Source organism: Thalassoglobus polymorphus (genome assembly GCF_007744255.1).
Lineage (GTDB): Bacteria > Planctomycetota > Planctomycetia > Planctomycetales > Planctomycetaceae > Thalassoglobus > Thalassoglobus polymorphus.
In genome coordinates this window covers 6272733-6299721 of sequence record NZ_CP036267.1, presented here as the reverse complement: position 1 = coordinate 6299721, position 26989 = coordinate 6272733, and the positions used below count along the sequence as shown (strand labels likewise).

Annotated in this window: 21 protein-coding genes; 12 read left to right on the top strand and 9 right to left on the bottom strand. The window is 50.8% G+C overall.

What is annotated here, in order from left to right:
• Positions 1–12 precede the first annotated feature (12 nt).
• Both Mal48_RS22835 and Mal48_RS22830 read right to left on the bottom strand, forming a co-directional pair.
• A complete protein-coding gene (locus Mal48_RS22835) occupies positions 13–918 on the bottom strand; it encodes a DUF1559 family PulG-like putative transporter (RefSeq protein WP_145205454.1) in 906 nt (301 codons plus the stop codon).
• 47 nt (positions 919–965) lie between these two features.
• Complete coding sequence (locus Mal48_RS22830; RefSeq protein ID WP_145205451.1) at positions 966–2081, bottom strand: hypothetical protein; 1116 nt, start codon at positions 2079–2081, stop codon at positions 966–968.
• 195 nt (positions 2082–2276) lie between these two features.
• Here Mal48_RS22830 and Mal48_RS22825 point away from each other — a divergent pair, with 195 nt between their 5' ends.
• Together Mal48_RS22825 and Mal48_RS22820 are read left to right on the top strand one after the other, a co-directional pair.
• Positions 2277–3089 carry a uroporphyrinogen-III synthase gene (locus tag Mal48_RS22825; protein ID WP_145205448.1) on the top strand — a complete coding sequence of 271 codons (813 nt, stop codon included), beginning with the start codon at positions 2277–2279 and terminating at the stop codon, positions 3087–3089.
• Between the two features lie 406 nt (positions 3090–3495).
• On the top strand, positions 3496–4704 hold the full coding sequence (locus Mal48_RS22820; RefSeq protein WP_145205445.1) for a BON domain-containing protein: 1209 nt from the start codon (positions 3496–3498) through the stop codon (positions 4702–4704).
• A gap of 132 nt (positions 4705–4836) precedes the next feature.
• Here the strand turns inward: Mal48_RS22820 and Mal48_RS22815 are convergent, their stop codons facing one another.
• Positions 4837–5034 carry a hypothetical protein gene (locus Mal48_RS22815; RefSeq protein ID WP_145205442.1) on the bottom strand — a complete coding sequence of 66 codons (198 nt, stop codon included), beginning with the start codon at positions 5032–5034 and terminating at the stop codon, positions 4837–4839.
• Between Mal48_RS22815 and Mal48_RS22810 the strand changes: the two genes are divergently transcribed.
• From Mal48_RS22810 to Mal48_RS22795, 4 genes are all read left to right on the top strand, one after another.
• The gene (locus Mal48_RS22810; RefSeq protein ID WP_145205439.1) at positions 5033–6028 is read left to right on the top strand and encodes a hypothetical protein; all 996 of its coding nucleotides are present in this window, start codon (positions 5033–5035) and stop codon (positions 6026–6028) included. The genes Mal48_RS22815 and Mal48_RS22810 overlap by 2 nt on opposite strands.
• Positions 6029–6322: 294 nt before the next feature.
• On the top strand, positions 6323–7597 hold the full coding sequence (locus Mal48_RS22805; protein ID WP_145205436.1) for a beta-ketoacyl-[acyl-carrier-protein] synthase family protein: 1275 nt from the start codon (positions 6323–6325) through the stop codon (positions 7595–7597).
• A gap of 292 nt (positions 7598–7889) precedes the next feature.
• Positions 7890–8147 carry an acyl carrier protein gene (locus tag Mal48_RS22800; RefSeq protein ID WP_145205434.1) on the top strand — a complete coding sequence of 86 codons (258 nt, stop codon included), beginning with the start codon at positions 7890–7892 and terminating at the stop codon, positions 8145–8147.
• Positions 8148–8220: 73 nt separating this feature from the next.
• Complete coding sequence (locus tag Mal48_RS22795; protein ID WP_145205429.1) at positions 8221–9141, top strand: UbiA family prenyltransferase; 921 nt, start codon at positions 8221–8223, stop codon at positions 9139–9141.
• 576 nt (positions 9142–9717) lie between these two features.
• On the opposite strand, the gene Mal48_RS22790 is transcribed toward Mal48_RS22795, so the two are convergent.
• The gene (locus Mal48_RS22790; protein ID WP_145205427.1) at positions 9718–11841 is read right to left on the bottom strand and encodes a pre-peptidase C-terminal domain-containing protein; all 2124 of its coding nucleotides are present in this window, start codon (positions 11839–11841) and stop codon (positions 9718–9720) included.
• 226 nt (positions 11842–12067) lie between these two features.
• Between Mal48_RS22790 and Mal48_RS22785 the strand changes: the two genes are divergently transcribed.
• Both Mal48_RS22785 and Mal48_RS22780 read left to right on the top strand, forming a co-directional pair.
• Positions 12068–12502 carry a secondary thiamine-phosphate synthase enzyme YjbQ gene (locus Mal48_RS22785; RefSeq protein WP_145205424.1) on the top strand — a complete coding sequence of 145 codons (435 nt, stop codon included), beginning with the start codon at positions 12068–12070 and terminating at the stop codon, positions 12500–12502.
• 168 nt (positions 12503–12670) lie between these two features.
• Complete coding sequence (locus tag Mal48_RS22780) at positions 12671–13543, top strand: sugar phosphate isomerase/epimerase family protein (protein ID WP_145205421.1); 873 nt, start codon at positions 12671–12673, stop codon at positions 13541–13543.
• A gap of 162 nt (positions 13544–13705) precedes the next feature.
• Here Mal48_RS22780 and Mal48_RS22775 read toward each other — a convergent pair whose 3' ends face one another.
• A complete protein-coding gene (locus Mal48_RS22775; RefSeq protein WP_145205418.1) occupies positions 13706–14542 on the bottom strand; it encodes a sigma-70 family RNA polymerase sigma factor in 837 nt (278 codons plus the stop codon).
• Between the two features lie 278 nt (positions 14543–14820).
• Positions 14821–16755 (bottom strand): 30S ribosomal protein S1, encoded by a 1935-nt coding sequence (locus tag Mal48_RS22770; protein WP_145205415.1) that lies wholly within the window; start codon positions 16753–16755, stop codon positions 14821–14823.
• A gap of 675 nt (positions 16756–17430) precedes the next feature.
• Here Mal48_RS22770 and Mal48_RS22765 point away from each other — a divergent pair.
• Together Mal48_RS22765 and Mal48_RS22760 are read left to right on the top strand one after the other, a co-directional pair.
• Positions 17431–18588, top strand: coding sequence for a hypothetical protein (locus Mal48_RS22765; protein ID WP_145205412.1), 1158 nt, complete (start codon positions 17431–17433; stop codon positions 18586–18588).
• A 259-nt stretch (positions 18589–18847) separates the two neighbouring features.
• On the top strand, positions 18848–20398 hold the full coding sequence (locus Mal48_RS22760; protein ID WP_145205409.1) for a family 16 glycoside hydrolase: 1551 nt from the start codon (positions 18848–18850) through the stop codon (positions 20396–20398).
• A 149-nt stretch (positions 20399–20547) separates the two neighbouring features.
• On the opposite strand, the gene Mal48_RS22755 is transcribed toward Mal48_RS22760, so the two are convergent.
• The 3 genes from Mal48_RS22755 to Mal48_RS22745 form a co-directional block, all read right to left on the bottom strand.
• Complete coding sequence (locus Mal48_RS22755; protein ID WP_145205406.1) at positions 20548–22374, bottom strand: hypothetical protein; 1827 nt, start codon at positions 22372–22374, stop codon at positions 20548–20550.
• Between the two features lie 196 nt (positions 22375–22570).
• Positions 22571–23776: an alpha/beta hydrolase gene (locus Mal48_RS22750; RefSeq protein WP_145205402.1), complete on the bottom strand. Its 1206-nt coding sequence runs from the start codon at positions 23774–23776 to the stop codon at positions 22571–22573.
• Positions 23777–23948: 172 nt separating this feature from the next.
• Positions 23949–24842 carry an SMP-30/gluconolactonase/LRE family protein gene (locus Mal48_RS22745; RefSeq protein ID WP_145205399.1) on the bottom strand — a complete coding sequence of 298 codons (894 nt, stop codon included), beginning with the start codon at positions 24840–24842 and terminating at the stop codon, positions 23949–23951.
• 383 nt (positions 24843–25225) lie between these two features.
• Between Mal48_RS22745 and Mal48_RS22740 the strand changes: the two genes are divergently transcribed.
• On the top strand, positions 25226–26230 hold the full coding sequence (locus Mal48_RS22740; RefSeq protein ID WP_145205396.1) for a DUF1559 domain-containing protein: 1005 nt from the start codon (positions 25226–25228) through the stop codon (positions 26228–26230).
• Positions 26231–26597: 367 nt separating this feature from the next.
• A complete protein-coding gene (locus Mal48_RS22735) occupies positions 26598–26927 on the top strand; it encodes a hypothetical protein (protein WP_145205393.1) in 330 nt (109 codons plus the stop codon).
• The last annotated feature ends 62 nt before the right edge of the window (positions 26928–26989 follow it).

Genomic DNA, 26989 nt, shown 5'->3' with positions numbered 1-26989 from the left:
GATGCGACGATTTCAGAAAGACTCAATCCTTTGACGATCATCCTTTGCTGCCAGCTTTTGCAGAGTCCCCATCTGTTCGGGGGTTTCAAACTCCCGACTGTCGATATCCAGCGAGATTGCCCGCACTGCTCCATCGCACAATGTGAACTGAACAAACCCGTCGTGGCGGCTGGAAAATCCGTACTGACTTTTGTTCAAGGGAGAAGCAAAACTGGCGTCGCCGACGACGTCGCTTTCGTGATAATTCGAACGCGGTCCGGGCCAAATCGCAGCACCACCCTGGATGTCTTTCTCCCCAACCATAAACGTATTCGAAGTTCCATCTAGGATCTCTCGAATTCGCGTTCCACGGTTCAGTCGGAACAGGCCGTACAGCTTTTCGTTCTGTTTGGAAAGGACAGCTGTGGAGTTTCCAGGCCAGAAGGCTGTGTTCGTCTGACTTGCAGACCAACGAGGAATTGGAAATGCACCATAATTCCCGACGTAATTGGATGTGCCCCACTCTTCGCGAATGGGATTTTCACTCGGAGTCGAATCCATTGGGCAACGGTAGTACTCAATTGGTTTTTTCAGGAGCGTTTGATCGCGAGTTGAATAGACAGGCTCCGTCAAATCGAGACGATTGTACAACGGCGCTTCGTCGATGAACGGGAGAATCATCGATTGCCAGCCGGTCGAAGGATGCCCTTCCCCTTCCATTCGTTTACTGATCCAGCCCGGCGGGAACATTTGATACACATCGTGGTAATTGTGAATGGCAAGCCCCATCAATTTGAGGTTGTTCTTGCATTTGACGGATCGAGAATCTTCACGCGCACGCTGGACAGCTGGCAAAGCTGTGGCGAGGAGCAGGAAGACAACTCCGAGAACAATGATTGTTTCCACACGAGTGAACGCTTGATATTTTCTATTGATCATTTGATTTGCCCTGAATGTTTGAGTTATTCGAAAGAAGATTGCTTCGCTTACCACTCAGGGAGTGTGTCAGGAAGTGACTGGATGCGCCATTCGCTTTCCGCATTGTTTCGCGCAAAGACAATCGTCTGGCCGCTGTTCCCTTTCTTCATACTGGCAGGCAGTTTCACGGCAAGGTCATTCATGGTTGCTCTCTCTTTTGCAGCCAAATCGATAAACCTCCAGTTTCCCTCTACCAGATCAAACTTGAAAGTTCTCGACTGGTCACCCTGATGCAAAGAAGGGAGTGTGATCACTGCAATGGTGCCTTGCACATCTGCGCTCGCTTCAGCGGCCTCTTTCAAATCCCGAATCATGGCTGCTTTCATCGCCGGTTGACCAATTCGTGTCAGTAGTCTGCTCTGCGTTTGATCAGCGGAAAGCAACTCAACTTCGGAAATTGGATAGACGTTCTCTACGAACTCCTGAAGCTTGTCCTCTTCGAGAAGAGCGGCAGCCTGTTCGAGCATTTTTGACAAATCATCTCCGAGCCCCTCGTATGCGACACCTTCTACGACTTCGGATTCGCTCAGAGCAAACTTCTTCAAATTCATTCCAGAATCAGGCAGCTCTTTCAACTTATAGGTGACAATCGCAACCGTTTGAGAAGGGTTGAGTTCGACCGATCCGTTTAACGCAGACTGAAGATGAATTCGATATTCATTAAAGATCTTCTTGGTCAGTGCCTGGTCAACAACCTTTCTTCCTTCTCGTTTGACGACATATTCGTACTTGCTCTGTAATTCATCCGGCAGGTAGCTGTGAACAAACATTTGAGCTGACTTCTTATCGATAGTCTCGATGGCTGCCTGAATCGTGGTCTTCAGTTTTTCTTCAACTGACAGTTTCTCTGTCGGCTTCTCTGTCGACTCCGACGTCTTCGTGCCAGTTTGTTCCGGCGACGTTTTCGACGCTTCAGGAGCAGCCTCTACATCGGGTGAGTCAGGAACAGAATTATCCAGAAGTTGCTCTGGCTTATCCCCAGAGTTCAACACAAAGACTCCCACCAGCAGGCCCAAGGCCAGCGAGAGAACGCTGAAGCACACCACGATTCCCCAGGACGCTGAGCCGCCTCTGCTCGGTCGGGAGTTTCCCTGATGTTTGTTATTCTTCGCAGCTGTTTTCATCGCAATGCCCCTTTTGTTGCGTCCCTTTTTTAATGTTGCTCTGAGTATGACAATTCAAGTTGGCTGAGTAAACTACTCAGCCATGGACCGTGCCGCAGCGTAACTCGTTGTCGAGTCCGAAACATGACCTCTTAGCCCCCAGTGAGCTACCAGTGATTCAGAAGGGGCTACTAACATCACATTCAGAATTTCATCATGTCAACGAATCCAATTCGCGTTTGTTCCTTTGAGTCTCGCCGTCAGCTTGAAATGACGAAATTGATTGAGAAATTCGGCGGCATCCCGACCGTCGCTCCATCAATGAAAGAGGTCTCACTCAACGAACAGCCATCAGTCCATGATTTCGCTGACAAACTGTTGGCGGGCGAAATTGACGTCACCATTTTCCTCACAGGTGTCGGGACTGACTCGCTCTTTGAGGCTTTAAAAGACCGACTCACTGAAGAGGAACTTGCAGAAAGAATTCGCCAAACGTTTGTGGCAGTTCGCGGTCCGAAGCCGGCGACCGCGCTTGCGAAGAAGAAAATCAAACCGAAATTAAAAGCTCCGGAGCCGAACACCTGGGAAGACCTCGTCAGCGAGTTCGAAAAACTTGCATTCGACTTTTCCAACAAGCTTGTTGCGATCCAAGAGTACGGCGCCCCCTCTAAAGAGTTGTATGATTGGCTGCAGGCGAAAGGGGCGAAGACGTTGCCTGTTTCGATTTACCGTTGGGAACTTCCCGATGACATCGGACCGCTCCAGTCAGCGATTCGTGGAATCATTGATAAGCAGTTTGATCTGATTCTCTGGACGACCGCTCAACAGTTTGTGCATGCGACTCAGGTGGCTGAGGAAATGAACCTCAAAGAAGAATGGTTGGCGGCCTGCGGTGAATGCGTCAACGCCAGTATCGGCCCGACCGCAACGGCGCGGATTCAAGAATACGGAATCACCCCAGCTATGGAACCATCACACCCGAAGATGGCGCATCTGGTCCGGGAAGCGATCGACTTCTTGAGCAAGTAGGCTCGTCCATCTGAAGACTTCAAGTCCTGTGCAGATTGCGTTTTCTTCACAAGTTTCCGGGCTGAGTTTCGGCAACTCGAATGGAGCAGCTTCACGGGCAGACCGTAGCCTAAACTCCGCCCAGACTCCGCCTAAACTCTAACAGTTCATAGCGAAAACCTGCTGTGACAAAGTCGATAGCGACATGTTCTTCGGGAAAAAATCTTGAGGCTTTTTGTTGAAATCCACAGTTTTTCTGGCTGACAGAATCAATTTAACCGAAATAACCAGAATAACTGAACTCATCGATCTCATCAGGCCGATGACTGAATTAACTATCATTCGATCGAGTCCGCTCCGGGCGACCGGAAGAGCCGATTCCAACGGAAACGGCAGCGGAGCACTCAAGACTTAAAGGAGTGAGTCCATGCTTCTGCCACGGAAATGGGCACTGAGTCTGGGATTGCTGGCAGCAGTTCCAAGTATCTCAGTGGCCGGCCCACTAGATTTTTTGAAACCAGGAGAGGAGCAACAACAAACCTCCCCTGCGGCTCAAAAAGCGGCACCGACCAATCAAAACCAAAAGGTTGCTGAGGAGATTGCTCAGGCACTCAACCGCGCCAAACTGGTTCACCAAGACATCTCTATTGAGTTCAAAGCCGGTGTGGCCACAATTGGTGGTCAGATCAAAGATGAACCTCAACGGGCAATCGTAACTCGACTTGCCAGCCGTGTTCCGGGTGTCGAAACCGTCGAGAACAATCTTCAACTGATGGAGAAATCGAGACCAAGTGCGGATTCTCCGATTCAACAAGCTGCTGCCCAACAGCAGGGTGGAATGAATCGCCGCGTGCAACCGGTTGCTTTTGACCAAAAACAGGCTCGAAGCAATCAGGAAGTTGCTCAAAACATCGCAGAAGCTTTGACTTCCGCAGGATTGAGCGGCTACGACATTGAAGTTCGCTACAAAAACGGAGCAGCGAGCCTGATCGGTAATGTTGAAGACCCAGGCCAAGTTGCTCTGGCTCAGCAAGCCTGTTCATCCGTAGCTGGTGTCGGTCAAGTGATCAATCAGTTGAAAGTGAAAGGCCGACCAGCTCCACAATTCGCACAAGCTGGACCACAAGGTCAACCACAATTCGGCCCACAGGGACAACCCCAGTTCAGACCACAAGGTGGACCTCAGTTTGGCCCACAAGGTGGCCCACAGTTCGGACCGCAAGGCGGACCACAATTCGGACAACGTGGACCGATTCAACAGACTCAAGGTGTCGCTCCTCAAGGAATGCCACCGGGTCCTGGCTATGCTCCCGGCATGCCTGGACGCCCACCAGTTCAGGGTTACCCAACTCCAGGCGGACAGAACGCACAAGTTGGTCACCAGGTTTACAATCAGCCGAATGTTCCTGAACACGCATGGCCTTCGTACGCTCAGTATGACAACTACGCAGCTGTGACTTACCCAAGCCAGTACGATGCGAGTGCATTCCCTTACATCGGCCCGTACTACCCGTACCCGCAAGTTCCTATGGGTTGGAGAAGTTCGACTTTGGAATGGGACGACGGCAGCTGGAACCTGACGTTCGATTCTCGAACAGATCGCTGGTGGTGGTTCATGAACCCCAAAAACTGGTAACCCAGGCAAAGCGAGTAAACGCGGAAGCTCCGCTATCGACTTGATTCGAATGATTTCGGCCTCTCGGAGAGTCTCTCCAAGGGGCCGATTTTCATAAACAGTTACCGGCTCGTCATTTTTGGCAATTTTCACTTAATAAAAATGACCTTTCAGTGATTGCCTTCGACCGATAGACTCTGCACCCACCTCTTGTTTCTGCTCACATTCGTGAAACGAGCAAGCCCCACCACGGTGGCGTTCAATGGAATCGAACGCATTATCAAGACAAAAACGGACATCAACAACCAATTCATTGGCTGCCTGATTGACCGGGAAGGATCCGATACTCATGCCCTTCAGTCTGAAATCAATTTGCCAGGCCCCCCTTTGTTTGGCATTTGGGATCGCTGTCACATCGAACCTGGCTTTTGGTCAGTTTCCACAAACGCAACCCAATACTCAACAACCTGCTGGTGCCAACCCCCTGATTCAAAATGCGGCAAGAACTCCGGTTCAAATGGAAATCAAACCGGAACGTCCTTCTCCGCAAATGTTGTTAGTTCTTCAGGAGTGGGAACAGAAAACCGCAGGAATCGACACGCTCCAGGGAGTGTTCCGTCGATACGTCTACGACAGCACATTTGGTGTCGAAAAACGAGCTGTTGGCGAGTACTGGTTCGGATCTCCAGATAAAGCACGCATGGACTTCAATCCCGACCCGGACATTGTCAAAGCCCTCGCAGCATCTCCGGGACAACCGCTGACACACAAAGCTCCCGACGGAAAAGTTTATTCCGTTCAGGCAGACGCACACAAAGTCTGGATCTGTAACGGGAAAGATATTCTGGAAGTGGATGTCGCTCCGAAGCAATACAGCAAAATGGAAATCCCACCACAATATCAGGGACAACGCATCACCGATGGACCGATGCCGTTTCTCTTCGGAATGAAGGCAGACTCAGTCACCAAACGCTACAAAATGGCCTTTGGCGAAATGCACGACCCAGAGCGACAGATTCACATCATCGCTTATCCCCTCGTCCCAAATCTTCGACGAGAATTTCAACGAGCCGAAGTTCTACTCGATCCGAACACCTTTCTTCCAAATGCCGTGAAGTTGTGGGACCCTTCGGGAAATCAAGAAACCGTGTACAGATTCTACACCCCAAAGCCGTTCACACTTGCTGACAAGCTGAGAGGCCCTTGGTCAATTTCACTTAGAGGGTACGAGAAAATGCAGGACATCAAAGCGAATCCTGACCAACTCCCAATGATGGACCGACGCACCTCCAAACCGACTCTCAGGCAAACCGTGGGTGGAGAATCTCCACAGCGAACAAATTAATTGCCCGACCGAAAAACTCATCTTTTCTGAAGAGTGATTCACCAAAGCCCGACCCGGACACGTCCGTGCTCGGGCTTTTGGCATTATTTCGGACAAAACGCACCTCTTCGCCTGAAATCTGTCGCCAATTCCTTCCCGTGGGCGTTTCGCTTGAATGCATTCCCTGAAATGTGAACTCGGGCAATGTGGTTGGGATTTTCGGTGAATCTTCTTAGAATCTGTCTCTTCACTTTAGAAACCCTGTTTGGAGTGTTGGGCGTCCCGCTACTGGAGTGGGGCTTGCTCGTAATCATAATGCCGGAACAATTGCCTGACGACGAAAGAATTGTCATTACCGGGGTCGGCCTTGCTGCCCCGAATGGGGATTCCCTCACTGAATACCGAGCCGCATTACTCGCGGGAACTTCGGGAGTTCAACCTTTTGAAACTCGCTACATCAAGCAACCGGTGCTAGCTGGAATCTGTCATTTCGACGAATTCAAATACCAGCGACGGAAAGAACGTCGTCGAGGCACCCGCGCGGGGTCGGTTTCGATTTACTGTGCGAACGAAGCGGTCATCGATTCTGGTATCGACTGGGAAAACACTCGTCGAGACAGGGTCGGTGTCTACTTGGGGATCACCGAGCACGGAAACGTTGAGACCGAAAACGAAATCTTCGAGATCTCCCAGTTTGACTATGATACCAAAGTCTGGTCCCACCATCACAACCCCCGTACAGTGGCCAACAACCCAGCCGGCGAAGTCACGCTGAACATGAAAATCACAGGGCCTCACCTGACGGTAGGAGCCGCCTGTGCTGCTGGAAACGCTGGATTTATCCAGGGATTGCAGATGCTGCGACTGAAAGAAGTCGACATGGCGATTGCGGGTGGAGTCTCGGAAAGTATCCACACATTCGGGATTTTCGCCAGTTTTGCCAGTCAGGGAGCCTTGGCATGGCACGAAGACCCAGCCAAAGCCTGCCGCCCCTTTGACACGAAACGCAACGGGATCATCGTCGCTGAAGGTGGAGGAATCTGCACCCTTGAACGCCTCACCGATGCTCGCGAGCGTGGAGCAAAGATCTATGGGGAAATCGTCGGCTACGCCATGAATTCTGACGCGAGCGATTTCGTACTCCCCTCGGCAACTCGACAAGCTGAGTGTATTCAACTGGCCCTCAACAAAGCAGGCCTCACCGCAGACGACATCGACATCGTTTCCAGCCATGCAACCGCGACTGAGCAGGGCGATATTGAAGAATCGAAAGCTTTGAAAGCTGCGTTTGGCGAGCGAACTACCGTCGCAATCAACAATACAAAAAGTTACATCGGCCACGCGATGGGAGCAGCGGGCGCCCTGGAATTACTGGGAAATATCCCCTCCTTTGGTGATCGCATCGCCCACCCGACCATCAATCTGGACGAGCAGGACCCTCGCTGCGAATTGCACCAGGTTGTCGCAAATCGCCCCCGACACATGGAAAAAGTTGAATATATCCTGAATAACTCTTTCGGGATGCTCGGGGTCAACTCGGTCCTCATCGTCAAGAAATTCCCAGCGGAACAGGGTGGCGTTTACGAATAAGCACCGTTTCGAACGCAACGAAACCAGTTGATCCAAAATCGACCAAATCAAAACGATTTCGACAGTTTTGTCTGGGCTTCTTATTGATTCGCTCCAAAGTCCTTTGCATTCATGGCCGCTTCGTTGTCCAATACGAATCCTGTAAATCCATTACAGAAACGAGCCCAATTTTCAAATAGATTTCACGATCATACTCATCCCGATACCAGATGCTGATCCCTCAGAGTTCTGAGGCAGATCAAATCTCCAGGTTTTCGGCCATTTTTCACACAGGTTGAGGAGAACTCCCGGAATGACTCCCCCGGAAATACGTCAAGTCATTATCAATATCCTGGAACGCATTGCCCCCGATGAAGATTTGTCCGATCTGGACGACTCTGTCGCGTTTCGAGAGCAAATGGAACTCGACAGCATGGACTTCCTCGACATTGTCATGGAACTTCGCAAGCTGTACCGCGTGCAAATTCCTGAATCCGACTACGAACAGCTGGCTTCAATGAATAGCACCGTGGAATACCTCACGCCGATCCTCAAAGATACGGAAGTGTAAACACGTGTGGATTTGGCTGAGCCGGATGCGCCAAGTGTCCGGCTAACATTAGCTTCTTTTCACGACTGCTCACATGCTGCCTTATCTTCGACTCTGTCGATTCCCAACAGTCTTTACGGCACTGGCTGACATCGCAGCCGGGTTCTTACTGACACATGCCGCGCTGAACCCCGCATCCGAGCTCGGATTGCTGTTAGGGGCGAGTGCCTGCTTGTACCTTTCCGGGATGGTCTTCAACGACGTCTTCGACGTCAAACAGGACACCGAAGAACGCCCAAATCGCCCGATCCCTTCTGGGGAAATCTCCAGACGAAACGCGACGATTTTCGGTGCATGCCTGATGGCTGGAGGTCTCGCATTTGCCTACGCTGCCGATCTGCGCAGCCTCATCATTGCTAGTGGACTGGCCATCTGCATCCTGCTTTACGATGGTGTGATGAAGCGGACTCCGCTCGGCCCGCTGTTTATGGGAGCCTGCCGCAGCCTGAATTTAATCCTCGGAGCAAGCACCGCCGGGATTCGACTGGCCGGAGCGTTTCAACAGCCACTCTTGTGGGTCGCAGTTTGCATGGGAATTTACATCGCTGGTGTAACCTGGTTTGCCAAGCGAGAGGCCAAACAGAATTTACGACTCCCGCTATTGCTCTCACTTTTAGTGATCAATACAGGGCTTATTGGACTCGCAATCTGGCTGGGTGATTTTGCAGTACAACTGGGAATCCCGCTCCCTCCCGGAATTGCTAACTCACAAGCTGTTTTGGGAATCTGGGCTGTGATCGCAATCACAATCAACCGCCGTGCAATCGCTGCGGTAATTGATCCGTCCCCGAAGAAAATCCAACCCAGTATCGGAGTGATGCTACTCTCGGTAATCGTCCTGAACGCCACCTTCATCTACTTCAAGTTCGGAAACGCCGGGATTCCATTCGCCGTTGGTGTCCTGCTCTTATTGCTTCCAGCTATCGGCCTGCGACGCGTCATCCCAATGACGTGAGCGGAAAGCCCCCACTTGCTTGAAACCTCCTCCTGAAAGCTTCTTCGGCCCCCGGAACGCGTGGCGAACTCTCGCCCACCCTCCATTTTGCAGCCATACTGTGGCAATCCACTCTGTCCATACTGCGCTGAGAATCTCTTCGTATGAAATTATTGCTGTGACAAGCGTGCGCGTTCCGTTCGTAGTCGTAGACCGAATTGGGTGTTACATTTTGACAACACCACGAGCGAGGCCAGTGAGTGGATGCTTCATCGGGCCTTTGGTTTAGATCTATAAACCAATTGGAGCATTCACTCTTAATCTTTTTCTTGAAGCCAGCCCTTTCAGCCGCATCGCTTCCAGAGCATCTTTCGAATTGGTTTGCAGGACCTGCCTCGTGGCGAACGGTTTTTCTAGAGAAATGCGTTCTTCACGGTGTCTACTTCACGGTGTCTACTTCACGGGGTCTACTTCACGGGGTCTACTTCACGGGGTCTACTTCACGGGCACACGGTCGAGCAAACCGCTCTAGAATGAACAAAACCGCTTTGTCCAGCATAAACGGAACGTTTGTTCCCTCACCTGCATCTCAAAGAACTACTTCTTATCAGCATCCGCCACCTTCTCGGCAGCGACTTCAGGGACAACGCTGATGAAAAGCGGCTGACTGGAATAGGTCGCCTTCATCACGAAGTTGAGCGAGATATTCGCCATCACGCTGCAAAGTTGCTTCTCAACCGCTGGAGCATCTTTCGCAGCCGTAATCAGAAGATGCCCGGAAGATTCTTTAGCTGTCAGCAAGGTTTTGCTCTTCTTGCTATCAATGGTAATCCCTTTTGGCAGCACATTTGCATACTTCGTTGAGAGATGCTGAAACAGCATGTCGAGGGTGACATTCTTATCGAACCCTTCTGCTCGCTCAATCGTCACCCCAACCTTGATTGACTCTCCCGGTTTCAAACTGATTTCCATTTGATCGAGTTGCACTGAACGAATATCCGAAGGAGCCCCGACAGCCACAGTGTGCATCGAAACAGGCCAGTGATTTCGACCACCACCCGGCATATAAATTTCCTGCATCGATTGTGCAGCGACGCTGACCTCGCGAGCCTCGTCCCCTTCTCCCACTGTCGCTTTGCCGTGCACAATGATGTTCATTGCAGTCGGTTTCGCATCCGCCGCCGCTTCCAGAATGATGCAACCATCCGTACCCGTCGAAAGAATCCGTCCACCATGAGCGGTCACTCCCTCGGGGAGATTCTCAACGGAGAGTTCTATTTCCCCCGTGAATCCGTTCTTCCGCACAGTGCGAGCAAACAAAACTCCACTGGTCCCGGGTGTCAGTTGCGTCTTGTCTGTATCAAGGACCAATTCAAAGTACGGCTCTGAACGTGTCGCACTCAGGAAATAAGTGAACTGCTCGCCGCCACGTAAGTGGACATCGCGAATATTGATCACGTAATCGCCATCAGCAGGCGCAGCCCAATTCTCAATCATTGAGTCCTGATATGTCCGTTTCCCCCAAGTCCGCAAGTCGTCATTTTCAGACAGCGATTTCCCATCACTATTCGTGATCCAGATGATTGGGTCCATCGCTGAGTTCAGTCGCCGCGCGATGGTTTCAAACGTGAAGCGCTCACCCTTTTTGGCAGTGAACTTATAAGAGTCGATGTCAGAGACCTGTTCAATCTGCCCAGCGATGCCACCGGGAATGGAAATCGCCTGCTCCCCTTTCTCACTCCCTTCAGAGAAAAGTTGTTCCACTTCAACGGGATGTTCACTCACAGCGAGAAGGACCGGATTGGAACGCCCACCCGGAAGCGGCAACTGAACCTCCTGCATTCCGAGCGCGACCCCTTCACCGGGCTGCCATTCCACGGAATCCAGTTCACCCAGATTTGTTCCGATCAACTTCACCGAAGCTGGCTGTCCCTGCTGAACCGCGATGGGATGAATAGTTTCAATGTAAGGCTGATCGCTGACTTCAATCACATAATTCCAGTAACGGTTGCCCTTATACCGAACGTCCCGCACTTCAATGTAATAGTCCCCCGCTTCCGAAAACGTGTGACTCAAATAAGGGTCTGCGGCATACACATTGTCCGCCGCTGCGACTGTCGAACCGGTCGAATTCCGAATTGTCAAAATCGGATCGACATGCGATTGCAAATCGTGAATCTTATCTTGCAACCGCATCGCCAGCGTGTGAAACGTCAGCGTGGCTGGGGCATCAAGATGGAACTTGAACAGGTCAACATCCTCAGACTTCTCCACAGTCCCACAAATCGCAGCCGGGACCGTCACTTCGGTCGCGGTTTCAATCGTGTCGTTTTTGTCAGATTCATTCGCGATCGGCAATCGAGTGATGACCACCTGCCCGAGAGTGCTGGCGCCGGTTGGTCCCAGAACGCGAAACTCACGCACTCCCTCAGCCGCCTCCTTGGTCACGGTGAATTCAATTTTAATTTTCGTTAGCGAAGGAACCTTTCCATCCTTACCCGGTTCCATTGGCGTGACGATTTTCCCCGTCACCCCTTCTCCGGAAACAATCACTCGATCAGCACCAAACATACTGTAGCGAGATTCCAGTTCATGCTCCGACGAGGTCCCCAACTGAGCAGCTGCAGGCTTTAAACCCATGAGCATTGGATAGGAAGTTTGTCCCCAACTGATTGCAGGGAGAAAGAGAAACATCAACAGCATACAGGTGAGACGCAACATGAGGATTCTCGGCAGGAAGAAGCTGGAGGAAGGTTTCAAGGTATCCTGACAGCCGATGCAAATCCCTCGAAGGTCGAGTGAAGTCGATTGCAACGGCTTTCAATCAGCTTCTAAACTAACCAGCAACCAATCCTGTTTCAAGATTCGTCTTCATTCCGGTGATTTTCCAAGCGACTCAAAACTTCCAAGCCATCACTGCAAACCACATAGCTATCAGCGATCTATAATGAAATCCCTAACCAAAGAACTCTGGGTAGACATCCCCGAACGGAGAGCCATCGTCTCGATCCACTCGGACGTCGAACGTCTCGTCACTGAGAGCGGAGTCCAAGACGGACTGGTGCTCGTGAACGCAATGCACATCACCGCGAGCGTTTTCATCAACGACAATGAATCGGGTTTACATGCTGACTATGAGCGCTGGCTGGAGGAACTCGTCCCCTTTAATCCCGGTAGCGATCCAGCTTCAGGCGGCTACCTGCATAACCGAACCGGCGAAGACAACGCCGACGCTCACCACAAACGCCAAATCATGGGCCGCGAAGTCGTCGTCGCCATCACCGACGGCAAACTCCATCTGGGACCATGGGAACACATCTTTTACTACGAATTCGACGGCCGACGTCGCAAGCGAATTCTGGTCAAAATTATTGGAGAGTGACAAAACATTCCGAGCAAGTCACAGGAAGGCTGCTCACAAGGAACATCGTACTCTCAGTGTTCATCGGACGATGGAATAGGCTGGCTGGTTTTCGTAGTGTGGGATGAGCTTTGCATGGTGTACGGCTGAAATTTGAATGCGAATGGCATCAGCATGAAGGTCGGTTGAATGACGAGAATTTTGTTTTCACTGCTTGTGATCAGCATTGTCTGTTCGCCGCTCAACCAGACGACCGTGCGAGGAGCGGAGAAGCCGGAGGTTCCGGAGAATTTTTCTGAGGGGCAGCTTGTCGCCTGGTGTATCGTTCCGTTTGATGCCAAAAAACGAACTCCGGCGCAGCGGGCGTTGATGGTGAAAGAGCTGGGACTAACCCGAGTTGCCTATGATTGGCGAGCAAAACATGTCCCGGAATTCGAAGAGGAGATTCGTCAGTACCAGAAGAACAACATCGAGTTCTTCGCATTTTGGAGCTGGCATGACAGCCTCGCTCCATTGATCAAAAAGTACGATATCCATCCACAGATTTGGATCACTCTCCCGAGCCCGAATGCTCCGACACAGCAAGATAAAATCCAGGCTGCGGCGAAACAGTTGCTACCGCTGGCACACAAGGCCAAAGAACTTGGCTGTCAGTTGGGGCTTTATAACCATGGAGGCTGGGGAGGGGAGCCAGAAAATCTGGTTGCGGTTTGTGAGTTCCTCAGGAAGGAGCACAGTCTCGACAATGTCGGGATTGTCTACAACTTTCATCACGGACATGAGCACATCAAAGAATTCCCAAGGCTCTTCAAAATCATGCAGCCTTACTTGCTTTGCTTGAACCTGAATGGGATGGTCGCTGCCGAACATGTCGACGGACTCAAAAACAAAATTGTCCCCATTGGTGATGGAAAGTACGAGTCATCCATGATCGAAACCGTGATTAACAGCGGATACGACGGACCGATCGGGCTGCTGGATCATCGGAATGAACTCGATGCAAAAGAAAGTTTGCAACAGAACATCGATGGATTGAAGAACGTGCTAATGAATCGAAAATAAAGAAATGGCCGGACACTTTGAGGTGTCCGGCCAGAGCAATCTGCACCACCGGGTGTCCGCAGAGAACGTGTTTCACCAGCCAAGTTGAGTTCGCCAAGAGCAGAACACGAACGCCAATTCAAAAAACGCTGGAGATGCTGGCTCAACACTTGAAGCTCTCGCTTATTCCCCGAGAAGACCTTTGTTGAGCCGCTTGAGCGCTTCGGCTTCGATTTGACGGACCCGTTCCCTGGTGAGGCCGAGGGCTTCTCCGATTTCCTTGAGAGTGCGCGGTTCGCCATCGTCCAGACCGAAGCGGAGCTTCAGAATCGTCGATTCCCGTTCTTCCATCTCTTCGAGCATCTCGAAAACATGCTTGAGGTTATCGTGTCCGATCAACTCTTCCTCGGGACCGAGCAAGCGATCATCAGGGATGAGCTCTCCCATGGAGACGTTGCCATCGCCATCTTCATTTTGTGGCGTTGAGTTGTAGAGCTGAATCGCTTTCTTGACGATTTTCAACTTCTTCGGCGGGAGCTCCAACTCCTTGGCAACTTCCTCAGCTGTGGGTGGTCGACCGATCTCATCCTGCAGCTTCGAGCTGGCACGTCTCCACTTAGAAAGGAGTTCAACCATATACGCGGGAATGCGAATCGTTTTCGCAGAGTTAATCAACGCACGTTTGATCGACTGCTTGATCCAGTAACTTGCATAGGTACTGAACCGCGTATTCATTTCGGGATCGAAACCTTCCACGGCACGCAACAGGCCCAGGTTCCCCTCTTCAATCAGATCTTGAAGGGGTAGACCTTTCCCGCTGTACCCTCGTGCAATGTTCACAACGAGCCTCAGGTTCGCGCGGACCATGCGGTCGCGAGCGAGCATGTCCCCGTCTGAAATGCGATAGCTGAGTTCCTTCTCATCATCGGCTGTCAGGAGGGCGGTCTCGTTGATTTCACGTAGGTACGTTTCCAGGGGGTTTTGAACGCTTGAAGTTCTACGGCGAGTGATTTTCTGCATGGGACTCTAATGGGTCATCAACCTTGGGGAATGCAGGGATCTCATAGGGGACTCCTTCCACCATCCCAATTGCTCGTCGTGTCCGTACTGGACCACAATATCAATATCGGACCGGCAAGAGTTGCCGCTCCAGCGAGGATCACGACAAAACACGGAAGCCAGAAAAGCATCAACGATTAGCGCAAAAATAACGGCCTCCCGATTGTGATCGGAAGGCCGTTTATAACGAGTACTTTGCTTTCAGAAGCAAATTAGAACACTTTTAGCGATTGTTCTAATTATTCAGCTTCAGGCTTCTCTTCGGATTCTTCATTAGAAGCCGCAGGAGCCTCCTCTTCAGCACTTGGAGCTTCTTCGGCTGAGGCAGTAGCTTCCTCGACAGGCGCTTCCTCGGCAGGTGCTGCTTCTTCTTCCGTGCGGGCCGGAGCCATCGAGAAGAGTGGTCCTGATGAATCGCCCATTCCACCTTTGAGCTCTTTCGATGCGTCTGATCCGCCACCAGAACCGGAAGCGGTTTCTGGTTCGATTTCTGCATCGAGTTTCATGCTCAGGCCGATCTTGCGATCTCCGGTATCGACACGAAGAATTTTCACTTCGATTTCATCGCCTACGTTGACGACGTCTTCGACAGATTTCTCTTCGTCTCCACCTGTCAATTCAGAAACATGGAGCAAGCCTTCGAGCTCTTCTTCCAGTTCAACAAAGACACCAAAGTTGGTGATCTTGGTGACGTTTCCTTTGACGATCGAACCGGGCTGATACTGATCCGGGATGCGTGCTTCCCATGGATCGTCGCCCATTTGCTTGAGTCCCAAAGCGATTCGTTTTCGCTCTTCGTCGACTGAAACAACAACACACTGGATTTCGTCGCCTTTTTTCAGCATCTCGCTGGCGTGAGAAATCTTACGTGTCCAGGACATATCGCTCACGTGAAGCAGGCCGTCGACCCCTTCTTCGAGTTCGATAAACGCACCGTAGTTGGTCAGGTTGCGAACAACACCGTTGACCGACTTCCCTTCCGGGTATTTCTCGGTGACGTTGTCCCAAGGATTCGGCTGAGTCTGCTTCATGCCGAGTGAAATTTCCTGTTTGTCGGTGTTGATCCCCAGGACCACCACTTCGACTTCCTGACCGATGCTGACCATCTCGTTAGGATGGTTCAAGCGGCGTGTCCAGGACATTTCACTAATGTGGACAAGACCTTCGATACCATCTTCGAGTTTGACGAAGGCACCGTATGTCATCACGTTGACAACTTCGCCAGTGACGCGATCGCCAACCGGGTATTTGGTGTCGACGTTTTCCCATGGACTTGGGAACTTTTGCTTCAGTCCCAGGGCGATCTTCTCTTTTTCACGGTCGATGTTGAGAATCATGACTTCGATCTCATCATCAATTTTGACCATTTCGGAAGGATGGTTGATGCGTCCCCAACTCATGTCGGTGATGTGCAGCAGGCCATCGATTCCACCGAGGTCCACGAATGCACCGAAGTCGGCGATGTTTTTGACAACACCGGTACGAATCTGGTTTTCTTCGAGTTCCTCGAGCAGTTTCCGCTTCATCTCGGCGCGTTGCTCTTCGATGAGACGACGACGCGAGACGACAATGTTCTTACGTGCATCATCGATCTTCAGGATCATGCACTCAATTTCGTTACCGACGAAATCGCCGATATCTGAAGGCCGACGGATATCCACCTGGCTGGCTGGCAGGAAGACGTTGACGCCGCGTGCACCAGTGGATGAGAGGCTTTCGCCGATGTTGACGAGCAGTCCACCTTTGATTTTGCGAACAACCATCCCGATGATGGTGTTTCCTTCGTCGTAGCGACCAACAACCCAGTTCCAGTCTTTCTGGCGGTCAGCTTTGCGTTTGGAGAGCAAAACGAGGCCGAAATCATCTTCGATTTCTTCAAGCAGAACCTCAATGGTTTCGCCGACCTTGGGTTGTTCTTCGTCGTCCGCCCACTCGTAGAGGGGGACCATCCCTTCGCTTTTGTAGCCAATATCAACAAGAACTTCGTCGCCTTCGACGCTCAGGACTTTTCCCTGAACAATTTCGTTCACGTCAAAAGGACTCGACGTCTCATCATAGACGCGGTCCATTTGCTCGCTCTCTTCGTTGATCCAGTCTCCCAGTTCACCTCCGAGTGCTGCGTTTAACTCTTCATCATCAACCTGAAATTCACGAATTAGGTTACGATCGACCATTCTAAAAAAAGCCTTAAATTATCCAGAGCCGCAAACAAAACTCTTCAAGCGAAGTAGTAGATTCGCTCAAATGTCCCGAATGTTTTGTTTTGTTAGAGGTTCTAATATGTGGCAACAGCTTGCCGCGCATCCATCCCGACACAGAACAGACCGCATTCAAGTGTCAAAAATCAACGAAGGACGCCACCTCACACACATGTCTGAAGTTTTCAAACGACCAGCGTAGGACCGTTTCTTCAAAAAGAGTTGACTCTCAGGAAGGCTGGCTCGAAAGAGGTTGCCTCTCACATGCAGAGTTGACTTCATTTTTTTACAAAAACGGTCGAAATCGGGAATCGCAAACTTTACCACAATCATGGCTGTCGATGCCAGCAGGATTTGTAATAATCTCTGGTGAGAGAGATACTTGCGTAAATCTGCCGATGCAAAGAACTAGACCCCGTCCGAAAACCTTTGGAATAGACGCTTTTCTTAACGTTGTAAGAGAGCAACTTTAAGTTTCAGGATCAGTTCTAAAGCTCTATCATCAACCTGAAAACGACTGCCGTTTTCAGCTCAAAACTACAGACTTGAGATTCTCGACCAATGGCATGAAAATCATTGCTGATTTGTAATATCGGTATTATTGGATTCGGCCAACTGGGACGCCAGCAAGAGAGAGAAGTACAAAGAACCATGGAAAATTCATCATTTGATACGCTCGATCAGATTTCCTCGAAGCAGGAAACTCAGGAACTGCTAGCCCAACTGGTCAAAGAGGTCGAAGAAGCGGGAGAGTTGCACAAACTCTTTGATGCCAAAATGTTACAGAAAAAGGCAGCCCTTGGACTTCCACTGTCTCGACCTTCGTCCCTGCAGGATGTTCCTCAAGAACACCGCAAAGAAGTCGAAGAAGCCTATGTTGAAGCGGCTCGTGAAGTCGGCGGGAAACTGGTCGAACAGGGAGAACTAGCTGCCGCCTGGATGTATCTGCAGGTCATCCAAGAGCCCGAACTGCTCGCCAAGGCTCTCGATGAGCTCCCTGACCAGATCGAAGATTATGAAAAAATGGAGGAAATCCTTCAGCTGGCACTGTACCAGGGAGTCAATCCTCCCAAGGGAGTGAAAATCATGCTCAACGGTCATGGGACCTGCAGCACGATCACAGCTTTGGACCAATCGCTTCCCCAAATGAGCCAGGAACACAGGACAGCATGTTCGAAACTCATGGTCCGCAGCCTGTACAACGATTTGAGTGACTCAGTTCGCAGGCAGGTCGAGCAAAAAGTCCCTCTGATCGAACCGGGAGCGTCTCTGAAAACTTTGATCACCGGCCGTGACTGGCTCTTTGATGAGGGGAACTATCACGTCGATGTCTCACACCTGAACTCCGTCGTCCGATTCGCCCGGTCCATCGAAGCGCCGTCTGAAGAACTTGAACTGGCACGCGAGTTGGCTCAATACGGTGCGAAGCTGGAAAAAACTCTTCAATACGACGGAGAGCCCCCCTTCCAAGACTTCTACCCAGCTCACGAACACTTCTTCAACATCCTGCTCGACAAAAAACGTGATGAGGGACTGCAGTATTTCCGCGAGCAACTTGAAGCTGAACCAGACGAACAGGATAAGCCGTTGCTGGCCTACGTCCTTGTCGACTTACTCATTCGAAGCGACAAACTTGACGAAGCAGTCGAACTCTCCGCGCAATACCTTTCAAATCTCAACGAAGACGTAAGCATTTCGTTTGACGAACTTTGTGAAAAAGCGGGGCGACTGGACGTTTTGAAAAAAGTCCGCAAAGAGCAAAACGATCTCGTCGGCTACGCCTCTGCACTCTTGCGAGAACAAGTGTAGCGACTCGCTTGAGATCCGGAATTTCTGCCACGTACTCTGCAAATCTTGCGAGACGGAAGCTGACGCTCTGTTGAGTTAAGGCAGCCATCGTAGGGAAAACTTCGTCCACTCTCTGAAAAGATTTAGCTGCCGAGCTGAAAACTGGGCGCTGAGTAGCCCTCTGCTGCAGTGTCGATTATCCTCAAACACATCAACAAAGTTGCATCAGACCGCTTCTGTGCAGCTTCCTTCCTAATCTTCCTCACTGAGTTTTGAACCTATGAAAACCGCGAATCGTCTATCACGATCTTCGTTGTGTCGCTGCGCCACGGTCGCCGCCTTGCTACTCACAGCGATCAGCCCTTCCCATGCCGCAGACCCGCAGCCACCCGAAGGCTTTCACGCAATTTTTAATGGCAAGGATTTGACCGGCTGGTACGGCCTCAACCCGCATCGAGTCACCAAACTGAAGGGCGAGAAAAAAGAAGCCAACCTGAAGCAGCAACGGGAAGAGTTCCCAGCCAACTGGACCGTCGAGAACGGCGAACTGGTCAACGATGGTCATGGGCCATATGCAACAACTGAAAAAGAATACGGTGACATCGAATTGCTGCTGGAATACAAAACTGTTGCCAAAGCGGACAGCGGCATCTACCTGCGCGGGACTCCGCAAGTTCAAATTTGGGATTGGCATCAGAAGTTCGATCCGAAACGACCAACCCGAAAACCGCACCTCGGATCAGGTGGACTCTTCAATAACTCACCCGCAGCTGAAGGTCGCGATCCAATGGTTTTAGCTGACAAACCTTTTGGCGAGTGGAATAAATTTCGAATTCGACAAGTCGGTTCGCACACCTGGGTTTGGCTTAACGAAGAATTGGTCGTTGATGGAGCCGTCATGGAGAATTTCTGGGACCGTTCAAATCCACTGCCAGCAAAGGGACCGATTATGCTGCAAACGCATGGCGGGGAGATTCGCTGGCGGAACATCTTCCTTCGTGAAATCGGCACCGAAGAAGGTAAGAAATTGATCAGCGAAGCAGAAACAGACGACAGCTTGAGCAAGTCGCTGACTCTGCACGCCTCGTTTGACCATGGTCTCGATGCCGATTTTGCTCGTGGTGACCGGACCAGCTATGTCCGTTCAGGAAAAGACTATGTTCATGCCGAGCCGACTGACGACGTAAAATTTGTCAAAGAGGGTCGCTTCGGAGGAGCTCTCGACTTCGTTCACAAAAGTGGTTTTCGCCCGGCGTTCAAGGATACTGGAATCCTCGATTACAACAGCAAGAGCTGGAGTTCAACCGTCTCAGTTTGGCTACGACTCAATCCGGACAAAGATCTTGAGCCAGGCTACTGCGATCCCGTTCAAATTGTCGGCAACGACACCAATAAGGGCTTCATCTTCCTGGAGTTTTCCAAAGACGAAACTCCCCGGTTCTTCCGCTATGCCATTCGACCGCTTGTTTCTATCTGGAATCCAGATGGCGTTTCCTGGGCAGACATTCCATTCGAAAAGCGTCCGATGGTCCAAGTCGAAAAACCATCGTTCTCACGAGAGAAATGGACACATGTCGTTTTCACTTTAGAAAATGTCAACGATCAAGAGAAAACACAACGTGGCGTTCTTTACATGGACGGAGTCCGACAGGGAGCCATTGAAGACTGGGACCTGAAATTCGACTGGGACCCAGCCCAGGTCCGACTGGTCCTCGGTGCAGCGTACGTCGGTCAAATGGACGACCTCGCCACCTTCGACCGCGCCCTCACCGAAGCAGAAGTCAAAAGAATCTACCAACTCAAAAATGGCATCCAAGATCTGCGTCCATAAAAGACGTCACAACGTCATTTCTTGACGCGTCATTCATCGGCGACAAACTCTTCAAAGCAATTCTCGCAACTGCCCCGGTCGAACGAAACGGCTGGGGCAGTTTGCGTTGCTGGTGAATGAATTATCGAGAACTGCTTTTGAATTCTCGTTTACATTTCTACTTCGATAATCGGCTCGATCTCACCTTTGGAGGTAATTTTCGAGAGGACTGTCTCGTGAGAAGTGTGGAGGCCGAGGACGGATCTTGGGACGTCGGGTTCTGTCATTGAGTGATACAGCAACCACTGACTGCGACCAACTCGAAAGCGGAAGGCGGCAGCTTGTTCGATGGTCTCAATTCTTCCATCATGTGCGACCGTCAGCTTTCCCCATTCGACCGGCTTCTCGAGATGCTTGGGTGACCAGTCGAGCACCATCGAAGAAAAGAGACGCGAGCCGGCTGAGTGCTGCTCGAATGTTAATTCCTGCCCAGAGGCGAAGAGTTTTCCATCGGCTTTGACGACGTGTTCCTGAGGCAGCGAGAGTGGGTGAATTCGCACCCGTTGAGCTGCATTCTCTAAGGCCAGTTCACGCGTCGCTGTGTCTGCTTCCCCGATCCAGTCTGCGCGGAGAGGAAGCGTTGTGCGTGAACTGATTTCGCCTGCTTTCTCTGCAATGACCATATGATTCAGGACAAGTTGGTGCTCTTCACGCAGAAAAATCATTTGTCGCGAAACTCGCGTCGAGGCGTCGATTTCCTGAACGAGTTCCATGTAATTGACTTCGTCATCTGCAAACCAGCAAGTGCAGACCCAGCCAGCATCGGACTTGAGAGTTTTTCCATCCAGGCTTATTTCATGCTCCCAGTCCCCCTTTATCAGGGGATGATCGGCGATGACGAGATCGATTCGGGGCATTGCGCCTTCATGCGTGATGACGCACAAATCGACCGGTGAGCTCCAATCCGATCGCATGCAGGCATGCTGCGCCCAGTCCGACTGATGAACCATTTCCGGAAGAGACCAGTCGCCAACTTTCCTTTTGCCCTGATTCTTTTTTTGCCAGGTTTGGATCAGGCGACGAATCCCGTCTTTCTTATCGAACAGAAAGGCTGCGGCAACCGCATCCAGTCGATCTGAATCAAGAGTCGAATCACCGAGCGACAAACTGAAATGATCTTGCGTGCAGTAGCTGCAGGTTCGTTCGAAGAGTCCTTGCAATCGCTTGCCGAAAGCTTTGTTGATGAGTTTCTGCTGCATCGCAGTGTTGAATGTCGCAATGCGTCCCAAGCTGGAGAGCGAATCGAGGAGAGTCGGGACCCAATGTGCCTGAGGAGTCCCATCGGTGTCGGTCGCTTCATCCACACAGTTTCGGATCAGGGCTGTCGTTTCTTTGAGCAAGCTGCGTGAGCCTTTCAGGTTCTCAAAGGAGACTGCCATGAGGTAGCAGACTTCAAGAAATCTTAATTGGCTGAACCCCTGCTCTGCATCGCAAACCGGTTTGGCTTCCATCCATTCCTGCCCCTTTTGCAAGGTCCAGCGCCAAAGCGAAAACAACGCCTCGTTTTCTAGCTTCTGAGAGTAAATCGCGAGAATCCAGATTGCATCTGACAGAGACACGCTATCCGGAACTTCTTCACCGTGTTCTGCGATGAACGCTTCAACATATCCAGACCGCTCCGCTTTCTTGAGGTTGACCTCAAACAGGGCAGTGGCGAGATCGCCGGACACCTCGACATTCTGAGTCACTTCCCGGAGGTGGCGCAACTGTTCGAGCAACTCAAGCCGTTCGGACTTTTTAAAGACTCGTCTCTCCGAGGCACTTTCAATCAGAGCAGAGGTGAAATCATTCACATTGCCTTCATGTGCGGCTTCCCGCAACCCTTGAGGTGCAGAGGTTCGGAAATTGAGAGACTTCAACCATTCGGAATCGACCGAGGAATTTGAAGCCAGGCCGTAGGAAAGCTGGCCGTTACCTTGTTCGAGAGTTGTGGACATTCAGGTCGCTTCACGTCAATAAATAGTAAAAAGAAAAGAAACAGATATCCAGTGCTCAGAGAGAGTTTATAGCATTTTCGAATTGGTGTTCGCGTCCCGCTTCAGTGGTGAAGTTCTTCTGCGAACAACCTGCAAAAAATGAATCGCCATAAAGATATCCGAAGAACCGCTCGGGAGATCAGGATGTTATTTGAATTTATTCGATTCTCAAGTCGAGGTCGAAATTGTTCTCGCCCTCTTCACGTACTTGAATGACGAGACCTGTGATAGAATGATCACCGGTCAACGTCCGGGCATCTTCGATGGATGGTTCACGGGCAAAGGTTCCCATGTCGTGAACGGAGACCGAGTACTTCCCCGCCACCGGGCCATCTTTCTCGGCAATTGCAAACTTTCCGCTTTGAACCATCGTCGAGGCCGTCGGGAACGAGTCTGATTCCCGAGAGGCAAACGAAATCATCCCCCACTTTAATGGCTTGCCGTCAAACTTTACTGCGCCAGAAACAGAGACACGCTTCTTTCCGGAAAGAAAGTTGTTCGTGCGGAGCCAGTCTGCGAGGCGGTCTGGCCACGATTTCAAGATGGGATCATTCGGGGCCAGCCCGACGCCGTGTCGACCTTTTTGATAGATGTGCAATTCCGCATCGACGCCATGTTTGACCAGCGCCTGATAATAAGCAATTGCATTTCCCACTGGAACAACCGGATCAGCGGCTGTGTGAAAGACGAATGTCGGCGGTGTCTCTCTGGTGACTTGTAGATGATTCGACAGGCTTTTGACGAGTTCTTCGCTGGGATTTTCACCGAGGAGATTTCGCCGCGACCCTTTATGGGCCTGCGGATCAAGCATTGAAATGACGGGATAACAGAGAACCGCAAAGTCCGGTCGACTGCTTTGTTGTGCCACGAGATCCTTGCTGTCAGCGTCACCTTCATCAAAGTGAGTCGAAACGGTCGAAGCAAGGTGGCCTCCCGCTGAGAATCCCATGACACCAATCCGGTGGGGATCAATCTTCAGTTCTTCCGCGTGGGCCCGCAGATGTCGAATCGCTCGTTGAGCATCTTGAAGTGGAGCTGGATGCTGATATTTCGGTCCATGGCGATACGTCACGACAGCTCCGGTGACACCCAGGCGGTTCCACCATTTGGCAATCTGATGCCCTTCATGGTCCATCGCCAATCCGCCGTATCCTCCGCCGGGCAAAATCACGACCGCAGTTCCGGTCGCGTTCTCACCGGCTGGGTAGATGCGAACAAGTGGAACATCTTTCTCCCCGGTCCCGTCCTGTCCTGGCGCCCCGTTCGGCCACAAAGGAATCGGTTCTGGCCCGGCTGCAATTGCGAGGGAACTGGTTAAAAGGATTGCAGGAACAGCACAGATCCAGCGAAGATGTGAAAGCATATCGAGCTCGCCTCAATGTCAGGTCAAGGATGTCCGAGAGATGATAGCAAAAGAGTCGATACGTTCACAAACTCCGCTGGTCATGCCGATTGCCGGAGACTGAACAGAAGCGGGCCGTAAGCTGGCCAGAAACTGAAGTTATCCGACGAAACACTAACGAGTTTCTGACTGATTACTTGGCGAACGGGTCCGAGCCACTGCTAACCTTAAGTTGAACTGAATAGAGTCCAGTCCGGGCTGTAATGAATAGCGTCTTTCCATCGGGACCACCAATTGTCATGTTGGCAGCTCTTTCAGGCAGTGGAATCGAAGCAATTTCTTTTGCTTCGGAATTGAAGATACGCATGCTGTCCCCTGTGATGTACAGGTTGCCAAGTTCATCAAGTTCCAATCCATCTGAACCTGCATCAGCTGCCAGTTTGCGATTCTCGAGCTTCCCCGGACCTGTGATGTCGTACACGTATGTTTTCTGTGCTCCGGGGTCAGTAACGTAGAGTTTCTTTCCATCGGCACTCCCAACCACTCCGTTCGGCTTCACGAGATTATCGAGAATTCGCTCGATCTTTTTCTCGCCTGGATGAATGTAGTAAACATGAAAACCGCTCTGCTGAAGATCGTCCATGCTGCCGTAGCGAGGATCAGTAAAATAGATCCCACCATTGGGGTCGATCCACAAATCATTCGGGGAATTCAGCTTCTTCCCTTCGAACTTCTCAGCAACAACGGATTGTTTGCCTTCCGGGGTAATTTTGACGATCGCTCGGCCAACCGGTTGACAGACGAACAGATTGCCCGCTTGATCGAACCGGAGTCCGTTGCAGCTTCCCTCAAGCACCTTGAAGGTTTCTATCCCTTTTTTGCTGGTCCAGGCGTGAATCGTCTTGTTGGGAATGTCAGAGAAGTACAAAGTCCCATTTCGATCCCAGGCGGGGCCTTCCGTGAAGCGGAAATCCCCTGACAGTTTCTCCACTTTAGAGTTTGCTTCAACAATTTGATCATCTGCATTCAGAGAAGCACCTAACATTACGGCAACTGTCACCATGAAAATCAACAATAACTTCTTCATTGCACCACCTACCTTCGTAAGCCTCAGGGGAGTCCGGTTCCGCCTGTCAATTGACGGATGAGAATCTCATTTAAATGTATTTTGATCGAGTTTTCACCCCCAACTCGTCGATGCAGACCAATCAGACCTTTCATTTCTTGCACTCATCGAGCAAAGTGTGTTAAAGTACAACAGATACGTAATCTTTGATTCAAAATTACGTCCTCCTTTCCTATCCTTTGCGATCACAGATTCCTGTGTTTTGAGCAAAAAAACTAACCTGCTCATTAATTGATTCACTTTAGAGATTCTATATCTTTTATTTTTTGCGGATTAGCGGGCAGCTTTTCGCGGGTCACTAGTTCGGACATTTTTCTTTTTACTTCCCAGATTTGGAGACAGGAATGAAGCGCTTACGTAGAGGGTTTACCCTCATTGAACTTCTGGTTGTGATTGCGATTATCGCGATCCTGGTTGCTCTCTTGTTACCTGCCGTGCAGCAGGCTCGCGAAGCAGCTCGCCGCTCACAGTGCAAAAACAACCTCAAGCAACTTGCGATTGCACTGCACAACTACCATGACACCCACGGAAAGTTCCCTCAGTTAACATTCGGAACTGAAGCGAACAATGACTGGGGAAGCGAATGGCGTGGCAACAGCGTTCACACCATGTTGCTGCCGTTTGTTGATCAAGCTCCGCTGTATAACCAGTACGATCTCAACCGATTCTGGACGCACACCAATGCGAATTATCCAAACCGCACATTGGGACGAACAAAAGTCCCTGTCTTCCAATGCCCTTCAGATCCCGGGATTATCACCAATGGTGATGGCGGGAACAACTATGGAGCGAGCACTGGTCCTAACTTGGGCTGGGAAGCAAGTTTAACACGCACCGCTGGAATGTTTCACCGTCGCCGTTCGCTCGCCATGCGAGACATCACAGATGGAACATCAAACACAATTGCCTTCGGAGAGATCGTCAAAGGAGACGGCGACAACGGAATCTTCCGACTGGAACGTGGCGACTACATTCGTAATCAGTCCTTGTCTGGGATCAATCCAATCAAACCGACACAGGATCAAATGACCACTTACGGCAACACCTGCCTCACAGGAACAGCTGACCACCGCAGTTCAGGCGGTTGGACCTGGGTCTCTCCAATGATGGACGACACCGGAATGAACACTGTCGTCCCTCCAAACTGGAGATTCCCGAACTGCCACGAATGTAGCGGCTGTGGTGAAGGTGATGCTCGCGGCGTGTGGGCCTCACGAAGTTTCCACACTGGTGGATCACAGCATGCCATGGGTGATGGTGCTGTTCGCTTCATCTCCGAAAACATCGACTTTGACTTATACCAAAGCATCGGAAGCAGCAACCAGGGTGATGTTGTCGGCGAATTCTAGAAGGCATCCGTTTTGTCTTTGAAAGAGTGCCATCACGTGCAAATCACTCACTTCTACAGGACAAAACGCGAATTTCTTAGTGAAAATTCTCTAGCCATTAAAGTTCACTTACAAACAGCAGCCTCGAAGATGTTCAAAAGACAGATTCGAGCTGCTTTTTTGTAATCAGTGACCAGAGAAACACCATCTCTTACACATGAGAGACATAAGAAACTTTCTAAACTCCGACCTTTTTATCTCCCGAACTCAAATAGATTCCGTTCAGACAACCAGCCCAATGCGTTAAGCTCTGACTTGGTATCTCATCCCTGTATTGTCGTTCATTTTTGCATAACCCCTTACTTTCAGTCCCATTGAGACGAGAATCATGATGTCTTCTATTCGCTATCGTTTTGCATTATGTGCAGCACTCTGCTGCACTGTTGGAATCGTCACTGGATGTGGTGGAAAAAAAGTCACCGAAGTCCCCGTAAATCAATCCTCAGCAGTTGAGGAAGTCAGGAAGGGACTTGAAGGAGTCATGGAGACCGGAGCCATCGACAGCAGCATCGAAGATGTTCGAAACAACATCGGTCGGCTCAGGCAAGAAGACGAAGCCAAGGGTGCTGAACTGATGAAAGATATTGACGAACTTTCCGCGATGAAAGACTCTGCAAAAATCAAAGCCAGAGCGAAAGAAATGCTCGAAAAGCTGTAAGCAAAATTTCGTAGCAAACGCCCGAGATCTTTCAGGCGTTTGCTTTTTCTTCCTGGCAGGAT

Coding starts and splice junctions, on each gene's coding strand:
- Mal48_RS22835 (WP_145205454.1), bottom strand. CDS start 918: ATGATCAATAGAAAATATCAAGCGTTCACTCGTGTGGAAACAATCATT.
- Mal48_RS22830 (WP_145205451.1), bottom strand. CDS start 2,081: ATGAAAACAGCTGCGAAGAATAACAAACATCAGGGAAACTCCCGACCG.
- Mal48_RS22825 (WP_145205448.1), top strand. CDS start 2,277: ATGTCAACGAATCCAATTCGCGTTTGTTCCTTTGAGTCTCGCCGTCAG.
- Mal48_RS22820 (WP_145205445.1), top strand. CDS start 3,496: ATGCTTCTGCCACGGAAATGGGCACTGAGTCTGGGATTGCTGGCAGCA.
- Mal48_RS22810 (WP_145205439.1), top strand. CDS start 5,033: ATGCCCTTCAGTCTGAAATCAATTTGCCAGGCCCCCCTTTGTTTGGCA.
- Mal48_RS22815 (WP_145205442.1), bottom strand. CDS start 5,034: ATGAGTATCGGATCCTTCCCGGTCAATCAGGCAGCCAATGAATTGGTT.
- Mal48_RS22805 (WP_145205436.1), top strand. CDS start 6,323: ATGCCGGAACAATTGCCTGACGACGAAAGAATTGTCATTACCGGGGTC.
- Mal48_RS22800 (WP_145205434.1), top strand. CDS start 7,890: ATGACTCCCCCGGAAATACGTCAAGTCATTATCAATATCCTGGAACGC.
- Mal48_RS22795 (WP_145205429.1), top strand. CDS start 8,221: ATGCTGCCTTATCTTCGACTCTGTCGATTCCCAACAGTCTTTACGGCA.
- Mal48_RS22790 (WP_145205427.1), bottom strand. CDS start 11,841: ATGTTGCGTCTCACCTGTATGCTGTTGATGTTTCTCTTTCTCCCTGCA.
- Mal48_RS22785 (WP_145205424.1), top strand. CDS start 12,068: ATGAAATCCCTAACCAAAGAACTCTGGGTAGACATCCCCGAACGGAGA.
- Mal48_RS22780 (WP_145205421.1), top strand. CDS start 12,671: ATGACGAGAATTTTGTTTTCACTGCTTGTGATCAGCATTGTCTGTTCG.
- Mal48_RS22775 (WP_145205418.1), bottom strand. CDS start 14,542: ATGCAGAAAATCACTCGCCGTAGAACTTCAAGCGTTCAAAACCCCCTG.
- Mal48_RS22770 (WP_145205415.1), bottom strand. CDS start 16,755: ATGGTCGATCGTAACCTAATTCGTGAATTTCAGGTTGATGATGAAGAG.
- Mal48_RS22765 (WP_145205412.1), top strand. CDS start 17,431: ATGGAAAATTCATCATTTGATACGCTCGATCAGATTTCCTCGAAGCAG.
- Mal48_RS22760 (WP_145205409.1), top strand. CDS start 18,848: ATGAAAACCGCGAATCGTCTATCACGATCTTCGTTGTGTCGCTGCGCC.
- Mal48_RS22755 (WP_145205406.1), bottom strand. CDS start 22,374: ATGTCCACAACTCTCGAACAAGGTAACGGCCAGCTTTCCTACGGCCTG.
- Mal48_RS22750 (WP_145205402.1), bottom strand. CDS start 23,776: ATGCTTTCACATCTTCGCTGGATCTGTGCTGTTCCTGCAATCCTTTTA.
- Mal48_RS22745 (WP_145205399.1), bottom strand. CDS start 24,842: ATGAAGAAGTTATTGTTGATTTTCATGGTGACAGTTGCCGTAATGTTA.
- Mal48_RS22740 (WP_145205396.1), top strand. CDS start 25,226: ATGAAGCGCTTACGTAGAGGGTTTACCCTCATTGAACTTCTGGTTGTG.
- Mal48_RS22735 (WP_145205393.1), top strand. CDS start 26,598: ATGATGTCTTCTATTCGCTATCGTTTTGCATTATGTGCAGCACTCTGC.